This is a genomic window from Consotaella salsifontis (assembly GCF_900167365.1).
Lineage (GTDB): Bacteria > Pseudomonadota > Alphaproteobacteria > Rhizobiales > Rhizobiaceae > Consotaella > Consotaella salsifontis.
This window is the reverse complement of record NZ_FUXL01000009.1, coordinates 113,962-129,064: the sequence shown is the minus strand read 5'-3', so window position 1 is coordinate 129,064 and position 15,103 is coordinate 113,962. Positions and strand designations below refer to the sequence as shown.

Annotated in this window: 16 protein-coding genes; all 16 read right to left on the bottom strand. The window is 65.7% G+C overall.

Going from position 1 to position 15,103, the window contains the following annotated elements; all coding sequences use genetic code 11:
• Window positions 1-10: 10 nt before the first annotated feature.
• The 16 genes from B5D38_RS14030 to nifA all read right to left on the bottom strand — a co-directional run bounded on the left by B5D38_RS14030 (window position 11) and on the right by nifA (window position 14,948).
• Window positions 11-331 (bottom strand): iron-sulfur cluster assembly accessory protein, encoded by a 321-nt coding sequence (locus tag B5D38_RS14030; RefSeq protein WP_078709053.1) that lies wholly within the window; start codon window positions 329-331, stop codon window positions 11-13.
• 216 nt (window positions 332-547) lie between these two features.
• Complete coding sequence (locus tag B5D38_RS14025; protein ID WP_078709052.1) at window positions 548-1,156, bottom strand: nitrogen fixation protein NifQ; 609 nt, start codon at window positions 1,154-1,156, stop codon at window positions 548-550.
• A complete protein-coding gene (fdxB, locus tag B5D38_RS14020; protein WP_078709113.1) occupies window positions 1,140-1,427 on the bottom strand; it encodes a ferredoxin III, nif-specific in 288 nt (95 codons plus the stop codon). Before fdxB ends, B5D38_RS14025 begins: the two co-directional genes overlap by 17 nt.
• Before the next feature lie 18 nt (window positions 1,428-1,445).
• Window positions 1,446-1,967, bottom strand: a complete 522-nt coding sequence (locus tag B5D38_RS14015; RefSeq protein WP_078709051.1) for a NifX-associated nitrogen fixation protein — start codon at window positions 1,965-1,967, stop codon at window positions 1,446-1,448.
• A gap of 118 nt (window positions 1,968-2,085) precedes the next feature.
• Window positions 2,086-2,541 (bottom strand): nitrogen fixation protein NifX, encoded by a 456-nt coding sequence (gene nifX, locus B5D38_RS14010; RefSeq protein ID WP_245319228.1) that lies wholly within the window; start codon window positions 2,539-2,541, stop codon window positions 2,086-2,088.
• Between the two features lie 13 nt (window positions 2,542-2,554).
• Window positions 2,555-3,949: a nitrogenase iron-molybdenum cofactor biosynthesis protein NifN gene (gene nifN, locus B5D38_RS14005; protein ID WP_078709049.1), complete on the bottom strand. Its 1,395-nt coding sequence runs from the start codon at window positions 3,947-3,949 to the stop codon at window positions 2,555-2,557.
• Window positions 3,949-5,406 (bottom strand): nitrogenase iron-molybdenum cofactor biosynthesis protein NifE, encoded by a 1,458-nt coding sequence (nifE, locus tag B5D38_RS14000; protein WP_078709048.1) that lies wholly within the window; start codon window positions 5,404-5,406, stop codon window positions 3,949-3,951. Before nifE ends, nifN begins: the two co-directional genes overlap by 1 nt.
• 72 nt (window positions 5,407-5,478) lie before the next feature.
• Complete coding sequence (gene nifK / locus B5D38_RS13995) at window positions 5,479-7,014, bottom strand: nitrogenase molybdenum-iron protein subunit beta (RefSeq protein ID WP_078709047.1); 1,536 nt, start codon at window positions 7,012-7,014, stop codon at window positions 5,479-5,481.
• A gap of 114 nt (window positions 7,015-7,128) precedes the next feature.
• Window positions 7,129-8,610 (bottom strand): nitrogenase molybdenum-iron protein alpha chain, encoded by a 1,482-nt coding sequence (gene nifD, locus B5D38_RS13990; RefSeq protein ID WP_078709046.1) that lies wholly within the window; start codon window positions 8,608-8,610, stop codon window positions 7,129-7,131.
• A gap of 59 nt (window positions 8,611-8,669) precedes the next feature.
• Window positions 8,670-9,563, bottom strand: a complete 894-nt coding sequence (gene nifH / locus B5D38_RS13985; RefSeq protein WP_078709045.1) for a nitrogenase iron protein — start codon at window positions 9,561-9,563, stop codon at window positions 8,670-8,672.
• Between the two features lie 380 nt (window positions 9,564-9,943).
• Window positions 9,944-10,774: an SIR2 family NAD-dependent protein deacylase gene (locus B5D38_RS13980; protein ID WP_078709044.1), complete on the bottom strand. Its 831-nt coding sequence runs from the start codon at window positions 10,772-10,774 to the stop codon at window positions 9,944-9,946.
• Between the two features lie 3 nt (window positions 10,775-10,777).
• Window positions 10,778-10,990 (bottom strand): putative nitrogen fixation protein NifT, encoded by a 213-nt coding sequence (nifT, locus tag B5D38_RS13975; RefSeq protein ID WP_078709043.1) that lies wholly within the window; start codon window positions 10,988-10,990, stop codon window positions 10,778-10,780.
• Window positions 10,987-11,268, bottom strand: a complete 282-nt coding sequence (locus B5D38_RS13970) for a nitrogen fixation protein NifZ (RefSeq protein ID WP_078709042.1) — start codon at window positions 11,266-11,268, stop codon at window positions 10,987-10,989. The genes nifT and B5D38_RS13970 overlap by 4 nt, the downstream gene beginning before the upstream one ends.
• A 38-nt stretch (window positions 11,269-11,306) precedes the next feature.
• Window positions 11,307-11,513: a 4Fe-4S dicluster domain-containing protein gene (locus B5D38_RS13965; RefSeq protein ID WP_078709041.1), complete on the bottom strand. Its 207-nt coding sequence runs from the start codon at window positions 11,511-11,513 to the stop codon at window positions 11,307-11,309.
• A 33-nt stretch (window positions 11,514-11,546) separates the two neighbouring features.
• Window positions 11,547-13,031 (bottom strand): nitrogenase cofactor biosynthesis protein NifB, encoded by a 1,485-nt coding sequence (gene nifB, locus B5D38_RS13960; protein WP_078709040.1) that lies wholly within the window; start codon window positions 13,029-13,031, stop codon window positions 11,547-11,549.
• A 156-nt stretch (window positions 13,032-13,187) separates the two neighbouring features.
• The gene (nifA, locus tag B5D38_RS13955; protein WP_078709112.1) at window positions 13,188-14,948 is read right to left on the bottom strand and encodes a nif-specific transcriptional activator NifA; all 1,761 of its coding nucleotides are present in this window, start codon (window positions 14,946-14,948) and stop codon (window positions 13,188-13,190) included.
• Window positions 14,949-15,103 lie beyond the last annotated feature (155 nt).

Here is a 15,103-nt window from a genome sequence, read left to right as displayed (position 1 = left end):
CCCCGCTCCTTCAGCAGAAGGACTTGCCGCAGCCGCAGGTCGAGGCGGCGTTCGGATTGTCGAAGACGAAGCCGGAGCCGTCGAGACGGGTGACGAAGTCGACAGTGGCGCCATCGAGGAAATAGCGGCTCTGCGGGTCGAGCAGCACCATCACGTCCCCCGCCTCGATCACGACATCGTCCTCGCCCGCCACGAGTTCGAGCGCCATCCCGTAGCGCAGGCCGGCGCAACCGCCACTCTGCACCATGATCCTCAGGCCGGCGACGGGCTGGCCCGCTCCGTCGATGGCGGTGCGAATTGCGGTACGCGCTGCTTCGGTCAACTCCAGCATCTCTCGTCTCCACTGGATCGTGTTTCACAAGCCATCAAGCAATCGCCGTGCCAAGTGATGTTTTCTTTTATTTTCAGAGACTTGTATGACTATCTCGGCAAAGTCCGACAGGGCGCCTTTCCGACATTGACTGGTTTGCGACAGAGGCGGCGCGACGGACAGGAGCCGACCGTCGCCTGCTCCTGGCAACGGATCGGGAGCGGCGGCGCGGTAAGGTCAGGTGGCGGGGAGCGTCGGCGCCGCCCCCTCGGGCGGGAAACAGAGCGAGCGCTCGGGGCATTCCTCGCAACTCGGAGCCAGGCAGAGCGAGAAGGAGGCATCGGCGCAGATCTGGCGGGAGAAGAACTTCTTCCACCGCATGTTCGCGGCGTTGAGCGCGACGAGACGGGGAAAGCGCCGCTGCATCAGCGCCGTCAGGCGCGGGCGCTCGGGCAGCCCGAGGTCTTCCCACAGATGATGCGGTTCCATGGCGCGGCGCGCCAGGATATCGGCGAACCAGAGGCTCTCGGTGGAGTTCGGCGCGCCGCGCCAGCGCATCAGGAGGGCGAGAGAGCGCTGGTCGGCCGACGGCTCGATGCGCTCGCAATCGAGATCAGGCAGATCCGCATCCAAGAAATAGGCTTTCGCCAGGGCATTGAGGCTGGCCCGGTCGAGTCCGATCAGGTCGGGCAGGGCGCCGCGGCCCTCGGCCCGTTCGGCGAGAGCGCGGGCCAACATCGCCGCGAAGTCCACGCGGTCCGCCCCCTCGACCTGGTTCTGCGGACTTTTCAGCAGGGCGTCGCGGAACCGCTCGGCGCGCTGGCCGAGTTCAATCGGCGGCGGCATGGCTTTGGCAGCCCCTGGTGCAGACCCGGGCACAGGCGCCGCAGCCGATGCAGGCGCCAGCGCGGGCGAGCGTCATCACCCTGCGCTCGACCTCGTCGTCGTCCTCGTCCTCGATGTTGATGAACTGGCCATCCTCATCGACACCCTTCAGCGTCATCACGCCTTGGCCGCAGACCTTGAAGCAGCGGCCGCAGCCGATGCATTGGGCCGGGTCGATGGCGATCAGATATTTCGGCAGATAGGTCGTTCCGTCGCGGGTGTAGGCTGTCACGGGCATGGGCTCGTCCTTTCAGGCTCGCGCGGCGTCGGGATAGATCTCAATTGTTCCGACCGCCTCGGCGACCAGCGCTTCGCCAGTTTCGGCGAGCCTGGCGAAGCTGTCGAAGCCGAAACGATGGACGTCGCGCAGGTGCTTTGACAGCACCACCAGCCGACCCGCGATCAGCACGATGCGCCCGAACCCCTCATGGTGCATCTTCATCATCGGGGCGGCCATGCAGCCGGTTTCCTTCTCGATCCGGAGGCCGACCGCCGCGTAGAACTTTTCGAGCCGCCACAAGGTCTCCGGCTCGGGATCGCCCATGAGTGGAATGTCTCGCCCCTTCTCCTTCGTGACGACGTACTCGGCAAGAAGCTCCGCGTTGGATTTGTCCTCCCAGGCGCCGTAGCTGTCCTCGGCGCGCAGCACCTGAACGAGCTGCATCAGGAAAGCGCTATCCGGCAGTACGCCGCCGCGCGGGTTCGGGTCCTCGACGATGCTCACTGCCGTGTCCTCATCTGCCTGCCGGCACGATCTCCCCGCCGGGGACATGAAAAGCGCCGGGACGCTGTTGGATCGTCGGCCGGGGCTGCAAGGCGGGGCGCCATTCCTCTCGCGCTTGCGAGAGAGGATGGCTGGCGTAAAGCGTCGGCTGGGCAAGGGGCGCTCGTCACGCGGGTTCCTCCTCGTTCATGAAGTTTGGGCGGGCCGACGATGCACCGATGATCTTGCGCAGCCAGGGCGGTGGTGCCGAGCGCAGCATCTCCTGCACGCGCTCGATCACGGTGGCGATCGGCTCGGCCTCCTTGACCTTGATCGGGTGGATGCCGGCGCGCACAACCTTGGCGGCGGAGGGCCCGCCGATGGCGAGCACAAACAGAAGCGCCACGCCGGCAAGCGCCTCCACCTTCGGCGTGATCCGGTCCTCGCTGTCCGTATGGGCGCTGTCCTCGCTGGTCACGTCGTCGAACGCCAGTACCTCGACGAGGCGGCAGTTCTCGGCCGTAACGTCGTAGAGCGCGAATTTCATGGCGGAGCCGAAATGCGCGTCGAGGCGCTCCAGATCGTTGGTGGCGACGGCGATCCTGAGCGGGCGTGCCGCCACGGCATCGGTTGCGTCGGTCATGGCATCCTCCGGTTCAATGAGACGCAGTCTGCGAGCGTGCATGTTCGAACTCCTGCTCGATCGGCGCGGCGCCGAAGTCGGACGGATGTGGGCGATGGTCCCTTGCCAGGACCGCATTCGCGATCTCCGTGAAAAAGGCGCGGGTGCCGCGATAGCCGACGCGGCAAACGTCCTGGGTCCCGAGCCGGTCGAAGATCGGAAAGCCGGCGCGCACCAGCGGCAAGCCGAGCCGGGCCGCAGCCTGACGCCCGTGGCTATGGGTGATCAGAATCTCGGCCTCGGCGGCGGCGGCTCGCGCCTCGAGTTCACCCAGATCGGCGACGGCGACCTCCTCTGCCGGGACACGATCGAGCACGGGATTGGTCGCCGCGGTCGCTACCGCTGCGACGATGTCGGCGCCCAAGGAGGTGAGCGCCCCGCTGAGCGAGAACAGCAGGTCGGGATCGGCGCCAATGGCGACCCTGAGGCCGCCGATGCTGAAATGGGCGTCGAGCGAGGCATCGACCAGCCGCGAGCGGTCGCGCTTGACGCGCTCCGGCACGTCGCGAACAGCGGCGATCGCCATCAGCGTCTCGATGAAGGCATCGGTGCATTTCAGCCCGGTGAGCGAGGGGAAAACACTGGAGGGAACGGCGGTCCTGCGCTCGAGCATCTCGGCCGCCGGGCGCAGGCTCTCGCCGATGACCAGCGTGTGGCGGCTGCGGCCGAGCCTCGAAATGTCTGCCAGCCTTGTGCCGCCGAGCGAGGTGCCGGACCAGGTGTCTCCCAGATGGCCGTCGAGCGAGGTCGAGATGTCGGGCAGCACCACCGGTTCAAGCCCGAAGGCGCGGATCAGGCTTACAATCTCCTCGACGTCGGCCGGCGTCAAATGGCTGCCAGCGAGCAGCGTCACCTGGTGGGATCGGCTGCCGACGTGCTCCATGCCGCGGTCGGGGACCAGCGCATCGATGATCGCCGCGACGGCGCGCGCCCAACCCTCTTCGAGACCGCCTGAAAAATCCGGCGTCGCGGCGTAGACGATGGCGGTGTCGTCGAAGTCGCGCCGGCGCGCGCGCATCGCCCTCAGTTCGCCGGCGACGTCCTCGCCGCGCGTCTCGGTCAGCGCCGTCGAGGCGATGCCGATGAACTTCGGCGCTGATTTCTTCCTCAGATTCTCGATGGCCTCCTCGATCTGCTCGGCGCCGCCGAGAATGGTCGAAACCTCGTTCATCGCCGTCGTCTGGAGTGGAATCGCCTCCTTGAAGTGGCGAACGAGGCTGACCAGCGCGAAGGCCGTGCAGCCCTGGCTGCCGTGGAACAGTGGAATTGAGCCCTCGATGCCGAGATAGGCGAGCGCCGCCCCGAGCGGCGCGCTCTGCTTCAGGGGATTTGTGGAGAGCGCTGAGCGCGGATGGAAGATGCGGGCCATTAGCAATCCTCGAAATCGGTGGCGTCGCCCGATGCCGCGCGCCCTGACGGGACCTGGCCGGGCGCGGCCCGGGATTCCCAGGGCGCGGGATCTCGGATCTCCGCCCACATCGGATTGTTGATCGCCCGGTCGATGGCGGAGACGAGCTTCACCATACCGGCATAGCCGGCATAGGGCTTATGCTTCTCCTGGTTGACGTCGACCCAGGGGGTCTTGGCCTTCAGCGCCACGAACTGGCTGCGCCCGCCCGACATCAGCACGTCGGCGCCGGCGCTCTTGAGGACCTGGTACATCTCTTTGGGCGCCATGTTTTCAAACATGTGGCTGTCGTCGCCCATGATCGTCTTGACGCGGTCCTTATCGGACTCGGTCGACTTGCGCATTGAGGTGCCGACGACCTCCATGCCGAGCTCCTGGAGGGCGGAGACAACCGACCAGCTCTTGTGCCCGCCGGTATAGAGCAGCACACGGCGTCCCGCGACGCGCGGGCGCAACGGCTCGAGCGCGGCCCGGACGCGAGCCTCCTCCGCGGCGATCAGTGCCTCGCAGCGCGGCAGAAGATCGGCTGACGCGCCGCGCTCGACCAGCATGCGGCAGAGCGTGCGCAGCGCCTGCGACGTGTCGGAGATGCCGTAGAACGAACCTTCGAACCAAGGAATATCGTAGCGTTCCTCCAGCTGGCGGGCGAGCGAGACCAGCGCCTTGGAGCAGACCAGCATGGTGACGCGCGCCCGGTGCGCCATCGCCACCTGCCGGTAGCGCGCGTCGCCGGTGATCGAGCCGAGAATGCGGATGCCGAGCCGGTCGAAAAGTGGCTTCACCTGCCACAGCTCGCCCGACAGGTTGTAGTCGCCGACGATGTTGATGTCGGTGGTGGTGGTGCGCTCTGGCTCGATGGTGCCGATGACGTGGTCGAGCAGCGCTTGGCCGGCAAGCTTGTTGCCGAGATTTTTCGAGCCGACGAAGCCCGGCGCGTTGACCGGGATCACCGGCGTGCCGAACTTCTCCGCCGCTGCCTTGCAGACGGCCTCAATGTCGTCGCCCACCAGCGCCGGCACGCAAGTCGAATAGACGAAGACGGCCGGCGGCGAGTACCTGTCGATGACCTCGCGGATGGCGCGGAAGAGCTTCTTCTCGCCGTGACCCATGACGATGTCGAGTTCAGAGAGATCGGTGGTGAAGGAAGTGCGGTAGAGTGTCGGGCCGGAGGACGCCGAACTTCGATTGTCCCAGCTGTTGCCCTCGCAGGCGAGGGCGCCGTGAATGAGATGGGCGGCATCGACGATCGGCTGCAGCGCGATCTTGGCGCCGTCGAAGGCGCAGCCGCCGGCCGCCGCCCCCGGCGTCAGCGCCTTGGCGCAGCCTTTCCTGCGCTGGGTGTCGCTCTTCGACCGGTTGACGCCGCAGGCCGGCTCCACGAAGGCGGCGTCGATGCGGGCCTGCAGCGCTTGGGCCATTGCTCTTCCTCGCATTTCCAGACGGAATGGAAAAAAGACGGCGCCCCCGGACATGCCGGGGCGCCAGAGCGCTCAGCGGGTCAGGTCGAACGATATGTCCTGACCAGGGGCGCCCGATTCGGCGTCGAGGCGGTCGAAGATCTTGTCGAGGATCTTCACCAGCACGTTGATCGCGCCCTGATAGCCCCACGTCGGGAAGCGGTGGTGGTGATGCCGGTCGAAGATCGGGAAGGCGAGCCGGATCAGCGGCGTACCCAGATCGCGCTCCAGATACTTGCCGTGCGAATTACCTATCAAGAGATCCACCGGCTCTGTCGCCATGATCGAGCGCAGCGCCCAGAGATCCTTGCCGGCCCAGACTTGGCAATCCTTGCCGAAGGGCGACGAGGCCAGAAGCTCGCGCATCTGCTTTTCCCACGCCTTGCCGCCGTTGGTGGCCAGGCAGTGGCGCGGCTCGCCGCCGGTCTCCAGCAGGAAGCGCGCCATCGCATAGACGAAGTCGGGATCGCCGAAGATCGCGTAGGTCTTGCCGTGCAGATAGGACTGGCTGTCGGCCAGGGCGTCGACGAGGCGGCCGCGCTCCAGCTTCAGGCTGTCGGGGATCGTGGTGCCGGTGAGATCGGTCATCGCCATCAGGAACTCGTCGGTCGCCCGCACGCCGAGCGGATAGTGGAAGGACGCCGTCGCCTGGCCGTGCTCCTCGCAGAACTCCAGCGTCTTGCGGCTGCAGTATTCCTGCATGGAGACGGTCGCCTTGGCGTTCAGCGCGCCCTTGACCTCGTCGAGCGAGGTGCCGCCCGCATACATGCGGAACTCGCCGTCCGACGGGGTGTCGTAGACGTCGGAGACGTCGGAGAGGATCGTCGTCTCGACCCCCATCAGGGCGAGCATCCGCTTCAGTTCGCGGATGTTGCCGACGGCGAAGCCGTCGAAGCCGGGGATAATGTTGATGCCCTCGCCGGGCACCCGCTTGGCATCCTTCCAAAAGGTCTCGAGGATGCCCTTCTGCATGTTGTCGTAGCCATCGATATGGCTGCCGACGAAGGCCGGCGTATGGGCATAGGGCACCGCGAAGTCCTGCGGCACCGACCCCTTCTCCTTGGCTTGCAGGATGAAGGAATTGAGATCGTCGCCGATCACCTCCGCCATGCAGGTGGTGGAGACAGCGATCATCTTCGGTGAGTATAGCGCGTAGGCATTGGCGAGGCCGTCGATCATGTTGTTGAGGCCGCCGAACACCGCCGCGTCCTCGGTCATCGAGGAGGAGACGGCCGAGGACGGCTCCTTGAAGTGACGGGCGAGGTGCGAGCGGTAGTAGGCGACGCAGCCCTGGCTGCCGTGGACGAAGGAGAGCGACCCCTCGTAGCCGGCGCCGGCGAACACCGCGCCGAGCGGCTGGCAGGCCTTGGCCGGGTTGATGCACAGCGCCTCGCGTCCGAGATTCTTCTCCCGGTACTCCCAGGACTTCGTCCAGTCGCCGATCTCCTTGACCATCGGCGCCGGCGGGGCGTTTTCGAATTCGGCACGCTTGCGCTCGAACATCTCGACGTATTCGGGCTCCTGGAACAGCTTCGCGTGGTCGAGGACCTTTTCCGCGGACTGGGGCATGGGTCTCATCCTTCTCCGGGCCGTCCGCATTCCGAGACGCGCCGTGAGCTGAAACAAGGGTGGCTTTTTAAGAAGGGCGGCCGCCGATCGGCCGTCCCGAAAGGTGCGGCGCCGCTAGGCGGCCTTCTCGCCCCAGGGCGCCGAAAACAGGTCCCACACCGGATTGTTGATCGCCAGATCCATGTCGCGGGCGAAGATCGCGAAGCCGTCATAGCCGTGATAGGGGCCGGAATAGTCCCAGGAGTGCATCTGGCGGAACGGGATGCCCATCTTCTGGACCGGATACTTCTCCTTGATGCCGGAGCCGACCAGGTCGGGGCGGATCTTCTCGACGAACTTCTCCAGCTCGTAGCCGGTGACGTCGTCGTAGATCAATGTGCCCTCTTTGATGAACTCGCCCGTGCGCTTGTAGTCGTCGGCATGGGCGAACTCGTAGCCCGTTCCGGCGATCACCATGCCGAGGTCGTCATAGGCGGTGACGACGTGGCGGGGCCGCAGGCCGCCGACATAGAGCATCACCGACTTGCCTTCGAGGCGAGGCCGGTACTTGGCGAGCACGGCGTCGACCAGGGGTTGGTACTTGGCGATGACCTTTTCGGCATTCTCCTGGATCGTCTCGTCGAATTTCTGCGCGACGGCGCGCAGCGACGCGGCGATCTGAGACGGCCCGAAGAAGTTGTACTCCATCCAGGGGATGCCGTACTTCTCTTCCATGTAGCGGCAGATGTAGTTCATCGACCGGTAGCAGTGGATGAGGTTTAGCTTCGCCTTCGGCGCGCGCTCCATCTCGGCCAGCGTCGCGTCGCCCGACCAGTTGCCGACGACGCGCAGGCCCATCTCCTCGAGAAGCCGCCGGCTCGCCCAGGCATCGCCGCCGATATTGTAGTCGCCGACGATGTTGATGTCGTAGGGACCGGGCTGCGGACCCGTGGCCGTACCTTCCTTCTCCAGCACCCAGTCGCGGATCGAATCGTTGGCGATGTGGTGCCCCAGCGACTGCGACACCCCGCGAAAACCTTCGCAGCGCACCGGTACGATGGTCTTGCCGATCTCCTTGGCCTTCTTGCGCGAGACCGCTTCGATGTCGTCGCCGATCAGGCCGATCGGACATTCCGACTGAACCGAGATGCCCTTGGCGAGCGGGAAGAGCTCCGCGATCTCGTCAATCACCTTGTCGAGCTTCTTGTCGCCGCCGAAGACGATGTCCTTCTCCTGGAAGTCTGTGGTGATCTGCATCGTCACGAACGAATCCACGCCGGTCGTGCCGGTGTAGTAGTTGCGCCGCTGCGACCAGGAATATTGGCCGCAGCCGACCGGGCCATGGCTGATGTGGACCATGTCCTTGACCGGCCCCCAGACGACGCCTTTGGAGCCGGCATAGGCGCAGCCGCGGATGGTCATGACGCCCGGCAGCGACTTGATGTTGGACTTGACGCCATCGCACTTGGAGGCGATCGCGGGATCGTCCGCCGGGGCCGGCTGGGCGACAGCCAGATGCTTCTGGCGCTTCTTTCTGGATTTGTCGGGATAGGCGGCGAGCACCTCTTCGATCAGTTGCTCGCGCATCTCCGCCGTGTCGGCATTCATCGAGTCCATGGCAGGGCTCCTCTGACGATGAAAAGGGAGAGCGCCGGCGTCGCGCCGGCGCCGCGCGCTCAGGCGGGAACGGCGACCCGGGCTTCGGACTTGGCGATGGCGGCGAGGCGATCTTCCTCGCTCTGCATGATGCCGAAGTCCATCAGCATCTGTTCCAGCTCTTCCATGGTGATCGGCGTCGGCACGACGCCCTGGCCGGAGTTGGCGTGGATCTTCCTGGCGAGCTGGCGGTATTCGTCGGCCTGCTGGGAGTCCGGCGCGTACTGGATCACCGTCTGGCGCCTGAGCTCGGCGTGCTGGACGATGTTGTCGCGCGGCACGAAGTGGATGAGCTTTGAGCCGAGCTTGGCGGCCATCGCCTCGGCGAGCTCCAGCTCGCGGTCGGTCTGGCGCTCGTTGCAGATCAGCCCGCCAAGCCGCACGCCGCCGGAATTGGCGTATTTCAGGATGCCCTTGGAGATGTTGTTGGCGGCATAGAGCGCCATCATCTCGCCGGACATGACGATGTAGATCTCCTGCGCCTTGTTCTCGCGGATCGGCATGGCGAAGCCGCCGCAGACGACGTCGCCGAGTACGTCGTAGGAGACGTAGTCGACGTTCTCGTAGGCGCCGTTCTCCTCAAGAAAGTTGATGGCCGTGATGACGCCGCGCCCGGCGCAGCCGACGCCAGGCTCTGGCCCGCCGGACTCGACGCATTTGATGTCCTTGAAGCCGACCTTCAGAACGTCCTCGAGTTCGAGATCTTCCACCGAACCCATCTCGGCCGCGAGGTGCAGCACGGTGTCCTGTGCCTTGGCGTTGAGGATCAGGCGGGTGGAATCGGCTTTCGGATCGCAGCCGACGATGAGGATCTTCTGCCCGAGCTCGACGAGAGCCGCGAGCGTGTTTTGCGAGGTGGTCGATTTCCCGATTCCACCCTTGCCGTAGAAGGCGATCTGTCGAAGTGCAGCCATTCGAACAATCCTTTCAGCCATTCGCGTCAGGTGAGAAAGGCGTGTATCGCCGTCTCTACCCAGGGACTTGCAGGAACCGTGCCAACCAAAGAAAGGGCAAAGAAATCATTTTAAAACAGTGTGTTACGGAAAGTTTCTCTGGATCGTGGGCTTCTGTCGGCCATGTGACGAAGCCGACAAAACAACGACAAAGCTCACATTCTTTCTGGGGCGATTGGCAGATCCGGACGCCTTGGCCGTTCATGTCGTTGCGCCTGCGGCCAATCCGTCGCGAACCTTCGTCGAGACAACGTTCGTAAACTCGTGCCGTCACGAGCGGCGAGGCGGCATAAAAAAAACCCGCCTTTTAGGCGGGGCGAGGCGATAGGGGGATCGAGGGTTCAGGCTGCGACTGTCAGCGCCTTGGTCGCGGCGGTGAGATCGAGGTCGATACGTTCGATACCCTGCTCGTCGAGGAAGCGGCGCTCCATGCGGGTCAGGTCGCCCGCGATGAGCGCGAAATGGGGGCCGGCGGAGCGCTTCATGATCTGGCGGGCGAAGATGCGCAGCATCTGGTCGTCGAAGCGGCAGCCGAGGAACAGGAAGCCCCGGCGTTCGCGGCGCGCCTTCACCTCATCGGGGATCGGCGTCTGGATGTCGATCTCGGTCAGGACCTCGACATAGTCGCTGTCGGACATCAGGAAACCGAGGCCCTTCTTCGCCACGCCGTGCGGCTTGTAGATCAGCGAGTTCCAGCGCGGGTCCGGCCCCTCGGGGCAGAGCTCACCGGCTGCATCGTAGGCTCTCGTCCACACGGGCGTCCATTGGCCGTTGCGGGTTGCACCCTGCACCCAGCCCCAGCTCTCCGCCCGTTCGGCGTAGGCGGCAAGCAGGCCGTCGTCGTACCAGGTGTCGATGACGAGCGGCGGCGCGACCGCCGCAAGCCAGTCATGAACGGGGTTGTCGCGGATGCCGCCAGCGAAGGCGCGCTCGACGATGGCATCCAGTGTCCCGCGAAATCGGCGGCTCTCGACGAACTGGGCCACCGCCCAGAGATTTCCGGAGGCTCGTTTCGGTGCGCGGACCTCGTTTTCGAGCAGGGCGGCGAGCGCCGTTGGTGCGGATGGCACCGTGGACCGGCCGAGCGCCGCCACACCGGCTCCGAGATACGGAATAAGCGTGCCGCCTCGCACCGCGTCGAGGCAGGCATCGAGACTCGCCGTCCCGCACATGCCTCAGTCCTCCACGGCGCGCCGGCGCGCCTCGACCGTTACGGGCAAGCGCGGCGCGGGGTCCATCGCCGGCAGGTCAAGCACCCAGCCATTCGCCAGACGCGCCCATCCACCCCAAAGAGCCGGCGTCTCGGTTTGGACAATCAGTTCCTCCAGATCCTTCTTGGCGACATAGGCCTGAAAGCCCTTGGGAGTTTCGCTGATGATGACCTTCATGGCACCCTCTCCGGATCGGGCTCGGCGGCGAGTTCGCGTGCCCGCATGCCCACCACCGAGTGGTGCTCGGCGAACTCGACCGCATAGACATAGAACTGCTGCAGGAAGGTGCCGACGTCTCTGACATAACCGACGTCGCCCTTCCTGACGACGATCTCGCCGATCTCCCGGCCAGCCATCGTGCCATCATTCTTGACGTTTTTCGTCGAGCGAACCTTTTCGCCTGGCCGGAAGCGGGGCGGTCCGTACACTTCGATCGGCGGATCGTCATCGCGCATTGCCGCCTCCCTGTCGCTCGTTCCGCGATTGATCCTGCTCATGCGGCGGGGCGCGCCGGCACGCAGGTGTCCGGCACCGGGCAGACCTCGACGCATTGCGGCGAGTCGTGGAAGCCTTCGCACTCCGTGCAGAGGCTGGGGTCGATGCGATAGGCGCCCTTCTTGAACTTGATCGCCGCGTTCGGGCACTCGAACTCGCACGCACCGCAAACGCTGCATTGCGCGGCAAGGATCTGCAAGGCCATGGCTTTTTTCCTTTCGCTGGCGGAATTCCGGGATCAGGCTCGGGTGGCCCGGCGCTCGGCTTGTCGATGTCTCTGCCGGTAGAGGTCCAGAAGCGACGTCTCGATGTAATCGTGGGCGTAGGCGTCGATCGCCTCGATGCCGGCGGCCGCAAGGCTCGCGCACGGGCAGTCGCCGATCTTGGCGCACAGGATGATGGGAACGCCCGCGAGCGTCTCGATCACGGCGTCGAGCCGGTCCTCAATGCCTTCGCCGCCGATGCAGTAGTTGTCGGCGCGGCGATGGGTGATGAAGCGCACGCCCTTGGCGTCCACTTCGAACAGCTGGAACTCCTTGGCGTGGCCGAAATGTTGGTTGATCCGCCCGCCGCCCCTGGTGCAGACGGCGGCAAGCATCGGCGGCGTATCGGCGGCGACGGTTCCGCCGGTTACGGCCTGAGCCTGGGTGGCCGCGCTGCGGCGGTCCTCGCGCTCCCTTGCGACCCATTCCCGATAGGCCTGGCGCTTGGACGGATCGTAGCGGATCGTCTCGGGCACGAGCTCCATGGTGAATTCCTGGCCGCGGTCCTCGCCGAGCAGGCCGACGGCGTCGGCACGGCACTGGCGGCAATGGCGCATCAGATTGGCGCCGCCGGCGCAGGCATCCTGCAGCGCCTTCAGCTCGGCCGCCGTCGGCCCGCGCTGGCCGGCCATCCCGTAGGCCGTGCCGTGCTCGGGCGCCGAGATCAGCGGCATGATGTTGTGCAGGAACGCGCCTTTTGCCTTTACCACGCGGTTCACCTCCAGGAGGTGGCGGTCGTTGATGCCCGGGATCATCACTGAGTTCACCTTGACCAGGATGTCGCGGGCGACGAGACCTTCCAGGCTCTGCATCTGGCGCTCGTGAAGGATCCTTGAGGCTTCGAGCCCCGTGCGGCGCTTGCCCTTCCAAAAGATCCAGGGGTAAATCGCTGTCCCGATTTGCGGGTCGATCATGTTGATCGTCAGGGTCACGTGGCCGATCGCCATTTCGGCCAGCTCGTCGAGGTGGTCGGGCAACGACAGGCCGTTGGAGGAGAGGCAAAGTCTGATGTCGGGGAGGGCCGCGCGGACAAGGTCAAAGGTCGCCCTCGTCTTGCGCCAGTCGTAGGCGCCGTCGCCGGGACCGGCAATGCCGAGGACGGAAAGCTGCGGCACCTCGTTGGCTACGGCGATCACCTTGCGCGCCGCCTGTTCAGGCGTGAGCCTCTCCGAGACGACGCCCGGCCGGCTCTCGTTGGAGCAGTCGTACTTGCGGTTGCAGTAGTTGCACTGGATGTTGCAGGCGGGCGCGACAGCGACGTGCATCCGCGCGAAATAGTGGTGCGCCTCCTCGGAATAGCACGGATGGTCCTTCACTTTCTCCCAAATCTGGGGTGGCATATCCGCCGGCCCGGCCGCCGAGCCGCAGGTCGAGGACGAGCAGCCGCCGGCAACCGAGGCGGCGAGCGTTTCGCGCGATCCGATCTTCAGGGCGTCGAGGGAGATGACGGTGTCGTTCATCGGCGCAAACCTCTCTTTGCCTTCGCTGCAATGGAGGCTATGCAGGCGCCGTGCCAAACCGAAATCACCTTTCGGGCAAGGGCTTTGGCTCAATCGGCGGCCGTCGATGTGTTGTAGGACCCGCGACAGGCGCGTCGCGAAACCGACAGGCCAAGGTCAGAACCGGACGACGTCGATGCCGTGCTTCTTCAGGGCATAGCCGATCTGGCGGGGCGTCATGCCGAGCAACCGCGCCGCCTTCGCCTGCACCCAACCCGAGCGCTGCATCGCGTCGATCAGCTCCTCGCGCTGGCTGCGGGGGGGCTGGCTTTGGTGATCGGCGGCCGCGGCCGGCGCGGCGCTGGGCGCAGCGCCTGTGAGTGGTGGGGCGGCTGGTGGCTGCGGGGCACGCGGGGCCGCGTCGTTGAACACCGGGAGCGGCACCGAGCCGAGCCCTCCGACCGGAGCGCGGCCGGCGGCCCTCAGCCGCCAGAGCTGCGGTGACAGACAGGCATCCTGTTGGCAGGCCATGTCGATGGCCTCGATCACCGGGCCGGCGGTCAGCGCCGCAGCCCGGCTGACGCAGTTCTCGAGCTCGCGCACGTTGCCAGGAAACGAACAGGCCTGCAGCAGGCCGAGCACCGCGCGGCCGAACCTGAGGCTCGCGCCGTTCTCCTGATTGAAGCGATCGAGGAAGGCCTGGGCGAGACGGGGAATATCGCCGGGGCGCTCGCGCAACGGCGGCAGCACGATCGGGATGACGCATATGCGGAAATAGAGGTCGGCGCGGAATTCGCCCCGGGTCACTGCTTCCTCCAGGTCGCGATTCGTCGCCGCGACAAGGCGCACGTCCACCTTGACGGTGCGCGTGCCGCCGACCCGCTCGAACTCGCCCTCCTGAAGTGCCCTGAGCAACTTGGCCTGGAAAGAACTCGAGATCTCGCCGATCTCGTCGAGAAACAGCGTGCCGCCGTCGGCGAGCTCGAAGCGCCCCTTCTTCTGCCCCATGGCGCCGGTGAAGGAGCCCTTCTCATGGCCGAAAAGCTCTGATTCCAGCAGGGTCTCGCTCAGAGCGGCACAGTTCAGCTTGACAAAGGGCCTGTCGGAACGGTCGCTCAGGCGATGGATGGCCCGCGCGAACAGCTCCTTGCCGGTGCCGCTTTCGCCTCGCAAAAGCACCGTGGCGCGGGTCGGCGCCACCTTCCGGACGCGCTCGTAAACCGCGCGGATCTCCGCACTCTCGCCGATAATCTCGCCAATGCCGTCGGCTTCGACGGCGCCGCCCACTCGGACCTCCTTGAGCGCCTTGGCCGCCTGGCTTGCCTGGGCTAACAGGCGCTCGCGATCGCGCAGCACGATGCGCCGGAAACGCAGTGACTGGGAAACCAGCGCGGCGACCATCTTCAAAAGGCGCAGGTCCAGATCGAGCTCCCAAGGCTCCCCGTCGTGGAAAACACGGTAGGCGCACAGCACTCCCGTCGGCGTTGGCGAGGGATCGCGCTCCAGAATGGGCGCCGCGATGAGCGCCACCGGCGCCTCCGCGGCGATGTCGCGCGGGATCGCCGCCTCTCCGAGTTCTGCACGGACGTTCTGTACGACGGTGGCTATGCCTGTGCGAAGGACCATGGCCGCGACCGCTTCCGGGATCGCGCCGCAGGACGCCGGCTGGGCTTCCTCGGCGCGCCACGTGGCGGCAATCACGTAAGGGTTGACGGCGGCGCTGGCCAGCGGATGGCGAGGGTCGACGAGCAGGGCCACCGCGCCGCAGCGAAGTCCCATGAAGGAGGAAAGCACGCGTAGCACGGACGAGAGCATCTGCTCGGGGTCGACCGGACCGGCGAGGATCTTGCCGGCTTCGTAAAGCACGTCTAGCGAACGATGCTCGTGGATCTGTGAAGGACTGCTGCGGTAACCGGGACGCGAGATCGTTCCGACCATCGAAATCTCCATCGATGTGAACGCATCCTCCTCTTCTTGCTAGAAGAGCAGGTGCAGCGTTCCGAAGCAAGGCATCCGGGTAATCACACTTTGAGGACAACGGTCGGCACACCGGGAAGAGCGGGTGCATAGTGAGGGGAATTCCTTGAACGGCC

What these genes read in the sequence shown, in the direction of transcription:
- B5D38_RS14030 (WP_078709053.1), bottom strand. Translation starts at nt 331, where the DNA reads ATGCTGGAGTTGACCGAAGCAGCGCGTACCGCAATTCGCACCGCCATC.
- B5D38_RS14025 (WP_078709052.1), bottom strand. Translation starts at nt 1,156, where the DNA reads ATGCCGCCGCCGATTGAACTCGGCCAGCGCGCCGAGCGGTTCCGCGAC.
- B5D38_RS14015 (WP_078709051.1), bottom strand. Translation starts at nt 1,967, where the DNA reads ATGTCCCCGGCGGGGAGATCGTGCCGGCAGGCAGATGAGGACACGGCA.
- nifX (WP_245319228.1), bottom strand. Translation starts at nt 2,541, where the DNA reads ATGACCGACGCAACCGATGCCGTGGCGGCACGCCCGCTCAGGATCGCC.
- nifN (WP_078709049.1), bottom strand. Translation starts at nt 3,949, where the DNA reads ATGGCCCGCATCTTCCATCCGCGCTCAGCGCTCTCCACAAATCCCCTG.
- nifE (WP_078709048.1), bottom strand. Translation starts at nt 5,406, where the DNA reads ATGGCCCAAGCGCTGCAGGCCCGCATCGACGCCGCCTTCGTGGAGCCG.
- nifK (WP_078709047.1), bottom strand. Translation starts at nt 7,014, where the DNA reads ATGCCCCAGTCCGCGGAAAAGGTCCTCGACCACGCGAAGCTGTTCCAG.
- nifD (WP_078709046.1), bottom strand. Translation starts at nt 8,610, where the DNA reads ATGGACTCGATGAATGCCGACACGGCGGAGATGCGCGAGCAACTGATC.
- nifH (WP_078709045.1), bottom strand. Translation starts at nt 9,563, where the DNA reads ATGGCTGCACTTCGACAGATCGCCTTCTACGGCAAGGGTGGAATCGGG.
- B5D38_RS13980 (WP_078709044.1), bottom strand. Translation starts at nt 10,774, where the DNA reads ATGTGCGGGACGGCGAGTCTCGATGCCTGCCTCGACGCGGTGCGAGGC.
- nifT (WP_078709043.1), bottom strand. Translation starts at nt 10,990, where the DNA reads ATGAAGGTCATCATCAGCGAAACTCCCAAGGGCTTTCAGGCCTATGTC.
- B5D38_RS13970 (WP_078709042.1), bottom strand. Translation starts at nt 11,268, where the DNA reads ATGCGCGATGACGATCCGCCGATCGAAGTGTACGGACCGCCCCGCTTC.
- B5D38_RS13965 (WP_078709041.1), bottom strand. Translation starts at nt 11,513, where the DNA reads ATGGCCTTGCAGATCCTTGCCGCGCAATGCAGCGTTTGCGGTGCGTGC.
- nifB (WP_078709040.1), bottom strand. Translation starts at nt 13,031, where the DNA reads ATGAACGACACCGTCATCTCCCTCGACGCCCTGAAGATCGGATCGCGC.
- nifA (WP_078709112.1), bottom strand. Translation starts at nt 14,948, where the DNA reads ATGGTCGGAACGATCTCGCGTCCCGGTTACCGCAGCAGTCCTTCACAG.